The organism is Salmonella sp. SAL4457 (assembly GCF_046548235.1).
Lineage (GTDB): Bacteria > Pseudomonadota > Gammaproteobacteria > Enterobacterales > Enterobacteriaceae > Salmonella > Salmonella enterica.
This window is the reverse complement of sequence record NZ_JBGDZO010000001.1, coordinates 514,215-528,988: the sequence shown is the minus strand read 5'-3', so window position 1 is coordinate 528,988 and position 14,774 is coordinate 514,215. Positions and strand designations below refer to the sequence as shown.

15 protein-coding genes are annotated in these 14,774 nt (G+C 53.2%); 7 read left to right on the top strand and 8 right to left on the bottom strand.

All coding sequences use genetic code 11. The annotated features are described in order from the left end of the window. Window positions 1-228 precede the first annotated feature (228 nt). Complete coding sequence (gene narX, locus ACLJNW_RS02800) at window positions 229-2,025, top strand: nitrate/nitrite two-component system sensor histidine kinase NarX (RefSeq protein ID WP_000476244.1); 1,797 nt, start codon at window positions 229-231, stop codon at window positions 2,023-2,025. Further along, window positions 2,018-2,668, top strand: a complete 651-nt coding sequence (narL, locus tag ACLJNW_RS02795) for a two-component system response regulator NarL (protein ID WP_001064598.1) — start codon at window positions 2,018-2,020, stop codon at window positions 2,666-2,668. Before narX ends, narL begins: the two co-directional genes overlap by 8 nt. On the opposite strand, the gene ACLJNW_RS02790 is transcribed toward narL, so the two are convergent. Then, the gene (locus ACLJNW_RS02790) at window positions 2,669-4,093 is read right to left on the bottom strand and encodes a YchO/YchP family invasin (protein ID WP_024131625.1); all 1,425 of its coding nucleotides are present in this window, start codon (window positions 4,091-4,093) and stop codon (window positions 2,669-2,671) included. Between the two features lie 176 nt (window positions 4,094-4,269). On the opposite strand from ACLJNW_RS02790, the gene ACLJNW_RS02785 reads away from it, so the two are divergent. Beyond that, entirely contained in the window at window positions 4,270-4,623 is a 354-nt protein-coding gene (locus tag ACLJNW_RS02785; RefSeq protein WP_001179795.1) for a DsrE/DsrF/TusD sulfur relay family protein, read from the top strand. Between the two features lie 79 nt (window positions 4,624-4,702). Here the strand turns inward: ACLJNW_RS02785 and chaB are convergent, their stop codons facing one another. Further along, entirely contained in the window at window positions 4,703-4,933 is a 231-nt protein-coding gene (gene chaB, locus ACLJNW_RS02780) for a putative cation transport regulator ChaB (protein WP_001146392.1), read from the bottom strand. A gap of 266 nt (window positions 4,934-5,199) precedes the next feature. Here chaB and chaA point away from each other — a divergent pair, with 266 nt between their 5' ends. After that, complete coding sequence (gene chaA / locus ACLJNW_RS02775; RefSeq protein ID WP_000148418.1) at window positions 5,200-6,300, top strand: sodium-potassium/proton antiporter ChaA; 1,101 nt, start codon at window positions 5,200-5,202, stop codon at window positions 6,298-6,300. 53 nt (window positions 6,301-6,353) lie between these two features. On the opposite strand, the gene kdsA is transcribed toward chaA, so the two are convergent. Genes kdsA through hemA form a run of 6 tightly spaced genes read right to left on the bottom strand, consistent with a single transcriptional unit; the run spans window position 6,354 to window position 11,657 of the window. Continuing rightward, window positions 6,354-7,208: a 3-deoxy-8-phosphooctulonate synthase gene (kdsA, locus tag ACLJNW_RS02770; RefSeq protein WP_000811046.1), complete on the bottom strand. Its 855-nt coding sequence runs from the start codon at window positions 7,206-7,208 to the stop codon at window positions 6,354-6,356. Window positions 7,209-7,245: 37 nt separating this feature from the next. Next, window positions 7,246-8,055, bottom strand: coding sequence for an invasion regulator SirB1 (gene sirB1, locus ACLJNW_RS02765; RefSeq protein WP_001257065.1), 810 nt, complete (start codon window positions 8,053-8,055; stop codon window positions 7,246-7,248). A 3-nt stretch (window positions 8,056-8,058) separates the two neighbouring features. After that, window positions 8,059-8,448 carry an invasion regulator SirB2 gene (sirB2, locus tag ACLJNW_RS02760; protein ID WP_000150667.1) on the bottom strand — a complete coding sequence of 130 codons (390 nt, stop codon included), beginning with the start codon at window positions 8,446-8,448 and terminating at the stop codon, window positions 8,059-8,061. Further along, window positions 8,445-9,278: a peptide chain release factor N(5)-glutamine methyltransferase gene (prmC, locus tag ACLJNW_RS02755; RefSeq protein ID WP_000347312.1), complete on the bottom strand. Its 834-nt coding sequence runs from the start codon at window positions 9,276-9,278 to the stop codon at window positions 8,445-8,447. Before prmC ends, sirB2 begins: the two co-directional genes overlap by 4 nt. After that, entirely contained in the window at window positions 9,278-10,360 is a 1,083-nt protein-coding gene (gene prfA, locus ACLJNW_RS02750; protein WP_000804703.1) for a peptide chain release factor 1, read from the bottom strand. Before prfA ends, prmC begins: the two co-directional genes overlap by 1 nt. Before the next feature lie 40 nt (window positions 10,361-10,400). Then, window positions 10,401-11,657 (bottom strand): glutamyl-tRNA reductase, encoded by a 1,257-nt coding sequence (gene hemA, locus ACLJNW_RS02745; RefSeq protein ID WP_000173208.1) that lies wholly within the window; start codon window positions 11,655-11,657, stop codon window positions 10,401-10,403. A 313-nt stretch (window positions 11,658-11,970) separates the two neighbouring features. Between hemA and lolB the strand changes: the two genes are divergently transcribed. From lolB to prs, 3 genes are all read left to right on the top strand, one after another. Further along, window positions 11,971-12,594: a lipoprotein insertase outer membrane protein LolB gene (gene lolB, locus ACLJNW_RS02740; protein ID WP_000174484.1), complete on the top strand. Its 624-nt coding sequence runs from the start codon at window positions 11,971-11,973 to the stop codon at window positions 12,592-12,594. Then, window positions 12,591-13,442 carry a 4-(cytidine 5'-diphospho)-2-C-methyl-D-erythritol kinase gene (gene ispE, locus ACLJNW_RS02735; protein WP_000988247.1) on the top strand — a complete coding sequence of 284 codons (852 nt, stop codon included), beginning with the start codon at window positions 12,591-12,593 and terminating at the stop codon, window positions 13,440-13,442. Before lolB ends, ispE begins: the two co-directional genes overlap by 4 nt. 265 nt (window positions 13,443-13,707) lie before the next feature. Beyond that, window positions 13,708-14,655, top strand: a complete 948-nt coding sequence (prs, locus tag ACLJNW_RS02730; RefSeq protein ID WP_001518537.1) for a ribose-phosphate diphosphokinase — start codon at window positions 13,708-13,710, stop codon at window positions 14,653-14,655. Window positions 14,656-14,774: the final 119 nt, after the last annotated feature.

The following is a 14,774-nucleotide window of genomic DNA, read 5'->3' as shown; positions in this document are numbered from 1 at the left end:
ACCCTTAATGAGTAGGCTATTTTGGTAAAAAAGCTGTGGTTTTTCACCATGCTGTGTCTGTCTACTCCTTCCCGTCGCAGATACCTCTTTACGGCGGCAATTAAGGAGTAACTCGTTATAGGTATGGGTATACTCCGCTGTATCGTTGAGAATAGCGGCACAGCCGATTGACGCCCCTCTTTTTTGCTACGTTTTTTCGGCGACATTACCCCGAAGAAAGAAGGTAACATGTTTAAACGGTGTTTCTCTCCTCTTACGCTGGTTAACCAACTGGCGCTGATTGTCATGCTCTCTACCGCTATCGGCGTGGCGGGGATGGCGGTTTCCGGCTGGCTGGTTCAGGGCGTACAGGGTAGCGCTCATGCGATTAATAAAGCGGGCTCATTGCGTATGCAAAGCTATCGACTACTGGCAGCTGTCCCGCTGGATGCTAAAGATCAAAAGCTGCTGGATGAGATGGAGCAAACGGCATTCAGCCCTGAACTGACCCGCGCCGCTGAGCGAGACGGGCAGCAGAAGCAGCTTAAAGCGTTGCAGGATTACTGGCATAACGAACTCTCGCCAGGGCTACAGCACGCGCAAAACGCGCACGCGGTCGCAGAAGATGTCACGCGCTTTGTGGCGGGCCTGGATCGCCTGGTGACGTCGTTCGACCATACGACTGAATTGCGTATCGAACGCGTGGTATTAGTTCACCGGGTAATGGCGATCTTTATGGCGCTATTGCTGGTATTTACGATTATCTGGCTACGTGTTCGCCTTTTGCAGCCCTGGAAACAGTTGTTATCAATGGCGCGCGCCGTCAGTCAGCGCGACTTTACCCAACGTGCCAATATCAGTGGACGCAATGAGATGGCCGCGTTGGGTTCTGCGCTCAATAATATGTCTGAAGAACTGGCCGAAAGTTATGCGGTACTGGAACAGCGCGTACAGGAAAAAACAGCCGGTCTGGAACATAAAAACCAGATTCTCTCGTTTTTGTGGCAAGCCAACCGCCGACTGCATTCACAGGCTCCGCTATGTGAACGTCTTTCGCCGGTACTGAATGGCCTGCAAAATTTAACCCAGTTGCATGATATTGAGCTGCGAGTCTATGACCTGGAAGATGAAGATAATCATCAGGAATTTACCTGTCAGTCGGACATCAGTTGCGATGATAAAGGCTGCCATCTTTGCCCACGTAGCGCCCTGCCGATGATTAACGGCGGCACCACCTTAAAATGGCGGCTCACCGACTCTCACACCCAATACGGTATTTTGCTGGCGACGCTGCCCTATGGACGCCATCTCAGCCACGATCAACAACAGTTGGTGGACACGCTGGTTGAACAGCTTACCGCGACTCTGGCGCTCGACAGGCATCAGGAGCGCCAGCAGCAGTTGATTGTCATGGAAGAGCGTGCCACCATTGCCCGCGAACTGCATGATTCTATTGCCCAGTCGCTCTCTTGTATGAAGATGCAGGTGAGCTGCCTGCAAATGCAGGGCGACGTGTTACCGGAAAGCAGCCGTGAGTTACTCAGCCAAATTCGCAATGAGCTGAACTGCTCCTGGGCGCAACTGCGCGAACTGTTAACCACTTTCCGGTTACAGTTGACGGAACCCGGGCTACGTCCGGCGCTGGAGGCAAGCTGCCAGGAGTTCAGCGCCCGGTTTGGCTTTACGGTAAAACTGGATTATCAGCTTCCCCCCCGCCTGGTGCCTTCACACCAGGCGATACACCTGTTGCAAATTGCCAGGGAAGCCCTCAGCAACGCCCTTAAACACTCTCATGCCGACGATGTGGTGGTGACAGTGACGCAATGTGGCAAACAGGTCAAACTAAAAGTGCAGGATAATGGCTGCGGCGTCCCGGAAAACGCCGAACGCAGTAATCACTACGGCATGATCATCATGCGCGATCGGGCGCAAAGTTTGCGCGGCGATTGCCAGGTACGCCGACGCGAGACTGGCGGAACAGAGGTCACTGTTACTTTTATTCCAGAAACAAACTTCACAGAAACCCAGGGAGATACCCATGAATAATCAGGAACCGGCAACCATCCTGTTAATCGATGACCATCCGATGCTACGCACGGGTGTAAAGCAGCTTGTGAGTATGGCGCCCGATATCAGCGTGGTCGGAGAAGCCAGCAACGGTGAGCAGGGTATTGACCTGGCGGAATCGCTCGATCCCGATCTGATCCTCCTTGATTTGAATATGCCGGGAATGAATGGTCTCGAAACGCTGGATAAATTACGCGAAAAAGCGCTGTCAGGACGTATTGTCGTTTTCAGCGTATCCAACCATGAAGAAGATGTCGTCACGGCGCTAAAGCGCGGCGCGGATGGTTATCTGTTGAAAGACATGGAGCCGGAGGACTTGCTCAAAGCGTTACAACAGGCCGCCGCCGGCGAAATGGTATTAAGTGAAGCGTTAACGCCGGTACTGGCGGCCAGCCTGCGGGCCAACCGCGCCACCACCGATCGCGATGTAACGCAACTCACCCCGCGTGAGCGCGATATTCTGAAGCTCATTGCGCAGGGATTGCCAAATAAGATGATTGCCCGACGTCTGGATATCACCGAAAGTACGGTCAAAGTGCACGTGAAACATATGCTCAAGAAAATGAAGCTGAAATCGCGCGTGGAGGCCGCCGTCTGGGTACATCAGGAACGTATCTTTTAATTATTGCTCCTGGAACGGTTGCCAATGCGGATTATCGTCCGGCATCGTGATAAACGGTTCAGTCAGCGCGAGCGTGATCTCATTGGAAGAGACACGCTGACCTTTTTCATCCTCAACCACCACCGATAAACGCCAGCGATTTGCCGCGCCTTCGCGGTGATCCCAGGCCGGCATAATGATTGTCCAGCCCTCGGTACTGCGGGTGTCCGTTCCTGCCGTCAAACTTAATGCCTGTGTATCGCCCTGCCAGCTCAAATGACGAATACCGTGCACGCTGCGCACCTGCAATTTTAACGCAACCGTCTCACCAGGCGTAAGATCCCAGGGCGGCGTCGCCAGAAAAACCGTTAACGTTTTACGCTGCCGATACTCCATTGTCGGCAGCGAGTTACGTTGCGGCGTATCATAGCGGCTACCGCGTAATGACTGGCTTTGCGCCACTTCACTGGCGGCAAGCTGCTTTTTGAGCGGCACGCCGAAGCGGTAGTTAAGCGTCAGCCCCAGGTTATTTTGACTGACCCCGCTCTCGCCCTGTTTGTGCTGGGCGGTCATGGTAAGCAAAGGTACTGGCGTATAGTTGAGACCCAGTTTTAACGCGACAGGATTGTGATACCCCGTTCCGGAGTCAAACAGATCCACGCTATCGCCAAAGTACTGCTCCAGACTAACGCTGGTATTGATATGCTGGTAAAACGGCAGGCGCATTTGCGCGTTGATATCATACCCGCGCGCCATTCGCTGTTCTAAGGTCGCCGTATGCGTCTGCCAGTCGGCAAAAGGCTGATAATAGTTGGCGGATAAACGCAAATATTCTCCCCACGCCTCCGCGCCAAAGCCGGCACGCTGTAGATTTTCATCCAGCAGATTATCGTAAAAGGTATTATAGCCAAGAAGCCAGCCATCCTGCGCCCAGCGCTGTCCTACGCCAATGTTGCTTACCAGTCCGTCAGTCTGTTGCGTAAGACCAAGCTGGCTCCAGGTCAGATAGCGCTGTTTATCCTGTAAAGGGATAAACCAGCTTCCGCGACTGCCGTTAAAATGACCTTCGTTATCGACGTTAATATCCACGCTGGCGCTGCCCCAGGCTGATAGCCAGCTTTCAAGCTGCTGGTTAACCTGCTCGCTGACCACATCGCGTACCTGTCCGAAAGCGAATTGCCGCGCCTGTTCACCAGTATCCAGATCGTTATTTTTCATGCTGGCTTCGCCAAACGCTTTGGCCATCTCGGCAAAATGCTTTTCCCCTTCGTGGGATTCCGGCATCATGCCTAAATCCGGCAGATGGTTTTGATCGAAAGGGTCTTGCGCCTGCGCACGGATCGTACCGCTGGCAGTCAGCAAGAGAAGCGAGAGTGAGAATGAACGAAAAACAATACGGCTCAACGTGTCGGCAACTTCTACAACAAAAGATAAGAGGAATGGCATCAGAGTAAACCATAACGTGTCCGGACAGGTTTTGCAGCCTTTTCTCGTGCTTCCAGGAATATCCTTATTTTTTCCGCAGAGCGTCCCAGGATTTTCTCCACGCATTTGGCGGTACCCGGTTCCCGAGGTAACATAACGCCATTGCCGACAAAATTTCTCGAGGAGAAGGGTTATTCATGCAAAATATCGTCATTATCGCTAACGGCGCCGCCTACGGCAGCGAATCATTATTTAATAGCCTGCGTCTGGCCATTGCGCTGCGCGAGCAGGAAAGCCATCTCAATTTACGCCTGTTTTTGATGTCAGATGCCGTAACCGCAGGGTTACGCGGTCAAAAACCAGCCGAAGGCTACAATATTCAGCAAATGCTGGAAATTCTGACCGCGCAAAACGTACCGGTAAAATTATGCAAAACCTGTGCGGACGGACGTGGTATCACTCCCCTGCCGCTGATTGACGGTGTGGAAATCGGAACGCTGGTCGAGCTGGCGCAATGGACGCTGGCGGCGGACAAAGTGCTGACATTTTGAATCTGTACGCGGGAAAAGCTCCCGCGTCAGGATAGACTTCCGGCAAGAAAATCAGGCTAACACGTGAGTAATACCGCGTTTATTTTTTCTTATGCCATTTATCATCCTCGCCTTTTTCATAATCGTTTTTAACCGCCGCCCAGGCGACTTTGTGTGCGGTTTCCTCGCGACTGGCGTCATCACGACGATCGGCTTTATCTTTATATTGCTCCCAGGCGCTATTAAACGCTTCTTTGTAAATGTCCTGAGCATGGGCTGGAAGAACATTCCGCACATTATCGGGTAAATCACTTTTGGCTTTATACGGCATCAGCGCCTCCGTCTTCAGGGAAAACATTAAGTGTGGTAAACAATGCGTTATTACGCCAGTCGAGGAGGATTTTTGCTTTTTACGGAAATTAACTTTTTGTTATTTAAACACTGTTAAAACAAGATGCTTGTTTTACTGACCTTGAAAGAAAAAAATCGTTTACGCCGTAAAACTACGTAAAAAACCACTAAAAAAATACAAATTTCTGCTATTTTTACCTTCTTTACTCTTTCCAAAATATTAACACCTGCACAAGGGAGACCCTCATGACACATGCCTGTGAGGCGGTGAAAACCCGCCATAAGGAGACTTCGCTTATTTTCCCGGTTCTTGCGCTGGTAGTGCTGTTCCTTTGGGGAAGCAGCCAGTCACTACCAGTGGTTATTGGCATCAATATCCTTGCACTTATTGGTATTTTAAGCAGCGCATTTAGCGTGGTCCGTCATGCCGATGTATTAGCGCATCGACTCGGCGAACCCTATGGATCGCTTATTTTAAGCCTGTCCGTCGTTATTCTTGAGGTGAGTTTAATTTCCGCGCTGATGGCTACCGGCGATGCTGCGCCAACGCTTATGCGCGATACGCTCTACTCTATTATTATGATTGTCACCGGGGGACTGGTCGGTTTCTCGTTGTTGTTGGGCGGGCGTAAATTCGCAACGCAATATATGAATTTATTTGGGATTAAGCAGTATCTTATCGCGCTGTTTCCGCTGGCGATTATTGTGCTGGTTTTTCCAATGGCATTGCCGCAAGCCAATTTCTCTACCGGTCAGGCATTATTGGTCGCGTTAATTTCCGCCGCGATGTACGGCGTATTTTTGTTGATTCAAACCAAAACGCACCAGAGCTTATTTATCTATGAACATGAAGATGAAGGCGATGATGACAATCCACACCACGGTAAACCCTCCGCGCACAGTAGCGGTTGGCATACGGTCTGGTTACTCATTCATTTAATTGCGGTCATTGCCGTTACCAAAATGAATGCCAGCCCGCTGGAGGCGTTGCTGACCAGCATGAACGCCCCGGTCGCCTTTACCGGTTTCCTGGTCGCGCTGTTAATTCTCTCGCCGGAAGGACTGGGTGCGCTGAAGGCGGTACTGAATAATCAGGTTCAGCGGGCAATGAATCTGTTCTTCGGATCGGTGTTGGCGACGATTTCATTAACCGTGCCGGTCGTCACGCTCATCGCCTGGGCGACAGGTAATGATCTGGTATTTGGTTTAGGCGCGCCGGAAATGGTAGTGATGGTGGCCTCGTTAGTGCTGTGCCATATTTCGTTCTCTACCGGACGCACCAACGTGCTAAACGGCGCGGCGCATCTGGCTTTATTTGCCGCCTATCTGATGACGATTTTTGCCTGATATAAAAAAGCCGGATAGTATCTTATCCGGCCTACACAAGCTAAAAACCGCAATCAGTTCTCGGTATCCAGCTCGTCGAAGCTTTTCACCAAATCATCAATCGCTTTTATCTGGGTCAGGAACTGCTCCAGTTTCGCCAGCGGCAGCGCGGAAGGACCGTCGCACTTCGCGTTAGCCGGGTCCGGATGCGACTCCAGGAACAGGCCCGCCAGACCGACAGCCATACCGGCGCGCGCCAGCTCGGTCACCTGACCTCGACGACCACCAGAGGCGGCGCCAAATGGGTCGCGGCATTGCAGCGCGTGGGTGACGTCGAAAATCACTGGCGAGTTGCCGGAGACCTTTTTCATCACGCTAAAGCCCAGCATATCCACCACCAGGTTGTCATAGCCGAAGTTCGCGCCGCGGTCGCACAGAATCACCTTATCGTTACCGCCCTCATGGAACTTATCCACAATATTGCCCATCTGACCCGGGCTTACGAACTGCGGCTTTTTCACGTTAATCACAGCGCCGGTTTTCGCCATCGCTTCCACCAGGTCGGTCTGGCGCGCCAGAAACGCCGGGAGCTGAATCACGTCAACCACATCAGCAACAGGCTGCGCCTGGCTGGCTTCATGGACGTCAGTGATCACTTTTACGCCAAATGTCTGCTTGAGTTCCTGGAAGATTTTCATCCCTTCTTCCAGACCCGGCCCACGGTAAGAGTGAATAGAGGAACGGTTGGCTTTATCAAAAGAGGCCTTGAACACGTAAGGAATACCCAGCTTCTGGGTAACGGTTACGTAGTGCTCACAAATGCGCATTGCCAGATCGCGTGACTCCAGCACGTTCATACCGCCAAACAGCACAAACGGCAGGTCATTTGCCACCTTAATGTCGCCAATGTTAACCACTTTTTGTTTCATAGGATCGCCTTACACTTATAGGTAAAATGTCGGTTAATTAATGTAGAACAATTTGCTTGTGCGCAATGGTGTTGATCTGCGCACGAATCATTTCGCTGATCGGGTCTTCCGGACACTGTTCAACGAAGTAGCTTAAATCAGTCAGCGCAACGTGTTCACACTCAAGCTGCGCGTAGATCAACCCGCGGTCACGGATTTCGTAAGGATCTTCCGGGTTAAATTGCAACAATGCTTCGCTAACGCGCAGCGCCAGCTCCATTTGCCGTTCCTCCATCAGCGAGGATTTCAGCGTATCCAGTAGCTTACGAATCACTTCGGCGTTATCCGCTTCGTCCAAATCTTCATTAAACAACTCGGCGACCGGACTAATATTGCCTTTTAACCAGACTTCCAGAGTATGTTCATCAAGCGTTTCACCGTTGAATGGGTTAATCAGCCACATTTCCCCTTCCAGCGATTCAATACGCAAAATCAACTGCGTTGGGAAGATAACGGGCACCAACGGCAAATCAAGACGGTTTGCTATCCATAATAAAATAGCGCCCAACGATACCGCGCTCCCCTGGCGTTTTTTCAGGACTTTATCGAGCCATAAAGCATCAGAAAGACGGTAGACGCCGCGGGAGTCCGTGAACCCCCACTCGCCGTAAAAAAGTGCCAGCAATTTTTCCAGTTGCTCATCCTGAGACAGGAGCTGGCTAATTTCTTCCTGCGCCAGACTGACCAGACGTTCCAGTTCGTCGTAGACAAACTGCGTGGGAAAATCCAAGCGAATCATCTCTGATGCCAGGATCATGCCATCACACAGCGGCGCATTGTTAAATTCGAAATCAGCTAACGACCTCATGACTTACCCCAGTAACGGTATTTTTGTGGTGGCGAGTTTAATGATGATGTACAGCACCACCAGCGCCAGCGGGAAAGCGATAAAACGCGCCTGCTGGCTGCGCGCCTGACGATAATCAAGCGCAATAAAACCCAAAACGATGTAGATGATAACGCCAAACAGTTTTTCAGTCAGCCATGAGCCCGACTCCGTGAATGGCAGGATGTGCGTTTTAACGATTAACCCAATACCGCTAAGCAGTAACAGGGTATCTATGACGGGAGGCACGATTCGTGTCCAGCGCGCGGCGGCCAACGCATGGCCGCAATAGCGCCACCAGTAACGAGCGACAAACAAACTGACGGAGAGCGCAACACAGATAAGATGAAGCGTGAGCAACATTGCAATTGTCATGGCGTAAAACGTCCGCAGGTCACGCGTTCATTACCGCCATAATCACGACACGTTTCTACATCCGTGTAACCAGACCGCCTGAAAACCGCTCTTACCGCTTCGCCCTGCTGCCAACCGTGTTCCAGCAGCAGGAAGCCGCCGGGCGTTAACATCTGGCGGGCGTTATCGATAATATGCGTAAGATCCGCCATACCGTTTTCGTCCGCCACCAACGCCGAGCGCGGTTCAAAGCGTACATCGCCTTCGCTAAGATGCGGGTCCTGCGCGTCAATGTAGGGCGGATTGCTGACAATCATGTCGAACTGCTGCCCCGATAGCGCGCTGAACCAACAACTTTGCAGTATACGCACATTCCGGATAGCCAAATGTTCCGCGTTGCGTATCGCCAGCGCAACCGCATCAGGCATACGATCGACCGCAGTCACCTCGCAATCCGGTCGCTCGCAGGCCAGCGCCAGCGCAATCGCGCCGGTTCCGGTGCCTAAATCCAGAATACGACAGGTTTTTACCGGCAATCGCGCCAACGCCTGTTCCACCAGACATTCGGTATCCGGGCGCGGGATTAGCGTGGCGGGAGAAACGAAGAGCGGCAGCGACCAAAATTCGCGTAAGCCCGTCAGGTACGCAATAGGTTCGCCCTGTTTACGCCGCTGCAGCAGGTCCGCGAGCTGTTGTTGCTGGACGTCGGTAAGCGGCGTTTCGCCAAAGGCCATGATATACGTCCGCCCCTTGCCCGTAACATACTCAAGCAGGATCTCGGCGTCGCGCCGGGGGCTGTCGCTGTCCCGGAGCTGATTTACCGCCTCATGCAGCCAGTGCTGAAAATCCATTATTCCTGCTCGGATAAGGCGGCTAACAGGTCAGCCTGGTGTTCCTGAACAATCGGCTCAATCAGCATATCCAGCTTACCTTCCATCGTTTCATCAAGGCGATATAACGTCAGATTAATACGATGATCGGTCACGCGCCCCTGCGGGAAATTATAGGTCCGGTTACGATCGCTGCGATCGCCGCTGCCAAGCAGGTTGCGGCGCGTTGACGCCTCGGCCTGCTGGCGTTTTGCCGTTTCGGCGGCGTGAATGCGCGCCCCGAGCACCGAGAGCGCTTTCGCTTTGTTTTTATGCTGCGAACGCTCGTCCTGGCATTCCACCACGATGCCGGTCGGCAAGTGGGTAATTCGGATAGCGGAGTCGGTGGTGTTAACGTGCTGACCGCCCGCGCCGGAAGAACGAAACGTATCAATGCGCAGATCCGCCGGGTTAATATCCGGCAGCTCGGCTTCCGGCAGCTCCGGCATCACGGCGACGGTACAGGCGGAGGTATGGATACGCCCCTGCGACTCGGTCGCCGGAACACGCTGTACGCGGTGTCCGCCGGACTCAAATTTCAGCCGGCCATACACGCCGTCGCCGCTGATTTTGGCAATGATCTCTTTATAACCGCCATGCTCGCCTTCGCTCATGCTCATGATCTCCACGCGCCAGCGGCGCGCTTCGGCATAACGGCTGTACATGCGGAACAGATCGCCGGCAAACAGCGCGGCTTCGTCGCCGCCGGTGCCGGCGCGAACCTCAAGGAACGCGTTTCGTTCATCGTCCGGATCTTTCGGCAGCAGCAGTACCTGTAACTGTTGCTCCAGTTGTTCGCTTTTTTCTTTCGCTTCGCGCAGTTCTTCCTGCGCCATTTCTCGCATTTCAGGATCGTCGAGCATCATCTGAGCCGTCTCGATATCGTCCTGAACCTGTTGCCAGTCCGTAAAACAGCGAGAAACGTCGCTTAATTGCGCATATTCGCGCGACAATGCGCGAAAGCGGTCCTGGTCGGCGATAATTCCCGCATCGCCCAGCAACGCCTGAACTTCCTCATGGCGTTCGTGCAGGGCTTCCAGTTTGGCAACGATAGAAGGCTTCATAGGCGTAAATTCACCCTGTAAAAAAGTGTGGTGTGTGCTGCTACTCCAGCCCGAGGCTGTCGCGCAGAATATTCAGGCGTTCGTCATCCCCGTCACGGGCAGCCTGTTGAAGTGATTTCGTTGGCGCATGAATCAGGCGGTTGGTCAGTTTCCATGCCAGATCCTGCAAGATGGCTTGCGCATCACCGCCCTGTTGAAGGGCCGACAGCGCTTTGGTAGTCAGTTCGTCACGAATCTGCTCCGACTGACTACGGTATTCCCGAATGGTCTCGCTGGCCCCCTGGGCGCGTAGCCAGGCCATAAACTCGCTGGCTTCCTGCTCAACAATCGTTTCCGCTTCTACCGCCGCAGCCTGACGCTGCGCCAGATTATGCGAAATGATGCTCTGTAAATCATCGACGCTATAAAGATAAGCGTTCGCCAGTTTGCCGACTTCCGGTTCAACGTCGCGCGGTACGGCAATATCCACCAGCAGCATCGGCTGGTTGCGACGGCTTTTTAATGCGCGCTCCACCATGCCTTTACCGATAATCGGCAGCGGGCTGGCGGTCGAACTGATAATAATATCGGCATCCTGCAAACGGGCATCGATATCGCTGAGCGAGATAACCTCAGCGCCTACCTCATCCGCCAGGGCTTGCGCGCGCTCGCGGGTTCGGTTGGCGATAATCATCTTTTGTACTTTATGCTCGCGCAGGTGACGCGCCACCAGTTCAATGGTTTCGCCCGCGCCAACTAACAGTACGGTGACCGTCGAGAGCGATTCAAAGATTTGGCGGGCGAGCGTACAGGCGGCAAACGCGACGGAGACGGCGCTGGCGCCGATATCGGTTTCAGTCCGCACTCGCTTAGCGACGGAAAAAGACTTCTGAAACATTCGCTCCAGCGCGCTGGCGTTAAGGTGGCCTTTTTGCGAATCCGCAAACGCTTTTTTCACCTGACCGAGGATTTGCGGTTCGCCCAGCACCAGTGAATCCAGACCGCTGGCGACGCGCATCAGGTGGCTGACGGCGTCATTATCCTGATGCCAGTACAGACTGTTGCGCAGATCGTCCTCGTTCAGGTTATGGTAATCGCATAACCAGCGGATCAGCGCTTCTTGCAGGTTATCCTGCTCTTCCACGCTCAGATACAGCTCTGTACGGTTACAGGTTGACAGCACGACCCCGCCCTGCACCATTGGCTGCGCAAGCAGGCTGTCCAGCGCCTGATCAAGCGTGTCCGGCGAAAACGTTACGCGTTCTCGCAGCGATACAGGTGCCGTTTTATGGTTAATACCGAGCGCTAAAAGGGTCATGTCTGCGGGAGTAGTACCAGCGTTGATATGGTTAGTCTGCTTGCATCATACAGGATGCGCGTGGTCAATAAAAGAGAGAGCCCCCTTTTGGAGTAATTGGCAGCGCTCGCTAATTTGATGATTTAAGACAACTTGAAAGTAGACGATGTCACCAGGCGGCGCTAGCATTAAAGGCTATAACTGTAACCGATAGCAAAAATTTGCCGAATCGCGGCGCGAACGTTTTTACAGCCTGCAGGTTCAGTTTTCAGGCCTGATAAGCGTAACGCCATCAGGCAATTATTGCACCGTATCACAAGGATTCGTCATCACTATGACCCTGCCCGATTTTCGCCTGATTCGTCTACTGCCGTTAGCAAGCCTGGTTCTCACCGCCTGTACGCTTCCTGGGCATAAAGGCCCGGGCAAGAGCCCGGATTCCCCTCAGTGGCGCCAGCATCAGCAAGAGGTGCGTCATCTGAATCAATACCAGACGCGCGGCGCCTTTGCTTACATCTCAGATGATCAGAAAGTCTATGCGCGCTTCTTCTGGCAACAGACCGGACAGGATCGCTACCGCCTGCTGCTTACCAACCCGCTGGGCAGCACCGAGCTGGAGCTTAACGCCCAGCCGGGCAACGTCCAGTTGGTGGATAACAAAGGCCAGCGTTATACCGCCGATGACGCCGAAGAGATGATCGGCAAACTCACCGGGATGCCGATTCCGTTAAACAGCCTGCGGCAGTGGATCCTCGGTCTGCCTGGCGATGCCACCGACTACAAACTGGACGACCAGTACCGCCTGAGCGAAGTGAACTATCGCCAGGATGGTAAAAACTGGAAAGTGGTTTACGGTGGCTATGACAGCAAAACGCAGCCTGCCATGCCTGCCAATATGGAGCTTTCAGACGGCAGTCAGCGCATTAAGCTGAAAATGGATAACTGGATTGTGAAATGATGACCCATTGGCCTTCTCCGGCAAAATTAAATCTGTTTTTATATATCACCGGACAGCGAGCAGACGGCTACCACACGCTGCAGACGCTGTTTCAGTTTCTGGATTATGGCGACACACTCCACATCGAACCGCGTCACGATGGCGAAATCCATTTATTAACGCCGGTTAACGGCGTTGAAAATGAAGACAATCTGATCGTCCGCGCCGCGCGGCTGTTGATGAAAGTCGCCTCGGAGAGTGGACGCCTGCCCACCGGAAGCGGCGCGGATATCAGCATTGAGAAGCGCCTTCCCATGGGCGGCGGTCTGGGCGGCGGCTCGTCTAACGCCGCGACCGTTCTGGTGGCGCTCAATCATCTTTGGCAATGCGGGCTTTCGGTTGATGAACTGGCGGCAATCGGCTTGACGTTGGGGGCGGATGTTCCCGTGTTCGTGCGCGGCCACGCGGCTTTTGCCGAAGGCGTAGGCGAAATATTAACGCCGGTGAATCCGCCGGAAAAATGGTATCTGGTCGCGCACCCTGGCGTAAGCATTCCGACGCCGGTTATCTTTAAAGATCCTCAATTGCCGCGTAATACGCCAAAAAGGTCAATAGATACGTTACTAAAATGTGAATTCAGCAATGATTGCGAGGTTATCGCAAGAAAACGTTTTCGCGAGGTTGATGCGGCGCTTTCCTGGCTGTTAGAATACGCGCCGTCGCGCCTGACTGGGACAGGGGCCTGTGTCTTTGCTGAATTCGATACAGAGTCTTGTGCTCGCCAGGTGCTTGAGCAAGCCCCGGAATGGCTCAATGCTTTTGTGGCGAAGGGTGTCAACCTCTCCCCATTGCATCGAGAGTTACTCTAACGCATTCGGGTTTCAGGAAGATGGCGAAATGACGAATCGCCGGTCATATATGCCGTATTTGACCGGTGTGAGGCATCGATACCAGCGCACATGAAACGTGAATGAAGACGAGTAAGCCGGGCAAGCTGAGCTTCGGTGACAACGTCACCTTGTTCCAGACGTTGCATCGCGCTCTTTAATACACCGCCTGGATAGGATTTTGCCTGGCCCGCACAGTTTTCGGCAGATTCTTTCCACCAATGGACGCATGCCTGAGGTTCTTCTCGTGCCTGATATGAAGCTTTTTGCTGGTAACGCCACCCCGGAACTAGCACAACGTATTGCCAACCGCCTGTACACTTCTCTCGGCGACGCCGCCGTAGGTCGCTTTAGCGACGGCGAAGTCAGCGTACAAATCAACGAAAATGTACGCGGTGGTGATATTTTCATCATCCAGTCCACTTGTGCCCCAACCAACGACAACCTGATGGAATTGGTCGTTATGGTTGATGCCCTGCGTCGTGCTTCCGCAGGTCGTATCACCGCCGTTATCCCCTACTTTGGCTATGCACGTCAGGACCGTCGCGTACGTTCCGCCCGTGTGCCGATTACCGCAAAAGTTGTCGCTGACTTCCTGTCCAGCGTCGGCGTTGACCGCGTTCTCACCGTAGATCTGCATGCTGAACAGATCCAGGGCTTCTTTGACGTTCCGGTTGATAACGTGTTCGGTAGCCCAATCCTGCTCGAAGATATGCTGCAACTGAATCTGGATAACCCGATCGTGGTTTCTCCGGATATTGGCGGCGTGGTTCGTGCCCGCGCTATCGCTAAGCTGCTGAACGATACCGATATGGCTATCATTGATAAACGTCGTCCGCGCGCGAACGTTTCTCAGGTGATGCACATCATCGGTGACGTCGCTGGCCGTGACTGCGTGCTGGTTGATGATATGATCGATACCGGCGGTACTCTGTGCAAAGCAGCAGAAGCATTGAAAGAACGTGGCGCTAAACGCGTGTTTGCCTACGCGACGCACCCGATCTTCTCAGGCAATGCGGCAAACAACCTGCGCAACTCCGTCATTGATGAAGTCGTTGTCTGCGACACCATTCCGCTGACCGACGAAATCAAAGCGCTGCCGAACGTGCGTACTTTGACCCTGTCAGGTATGCTGGCCGAAGCGATTCGCCGTATCAGCAACGAAGAATCGATTTCCGCCATGTTCGAGCATTGATCGAACCCGGATCTGAAACCCGCTGCGGCGGGTTTTTTTGTCTGTAACACCCTTTTGTATGACTTATGCCTCCTTCACCTGCCATTTAGTTGACAGATGATGCGCTCATGGATGAAACA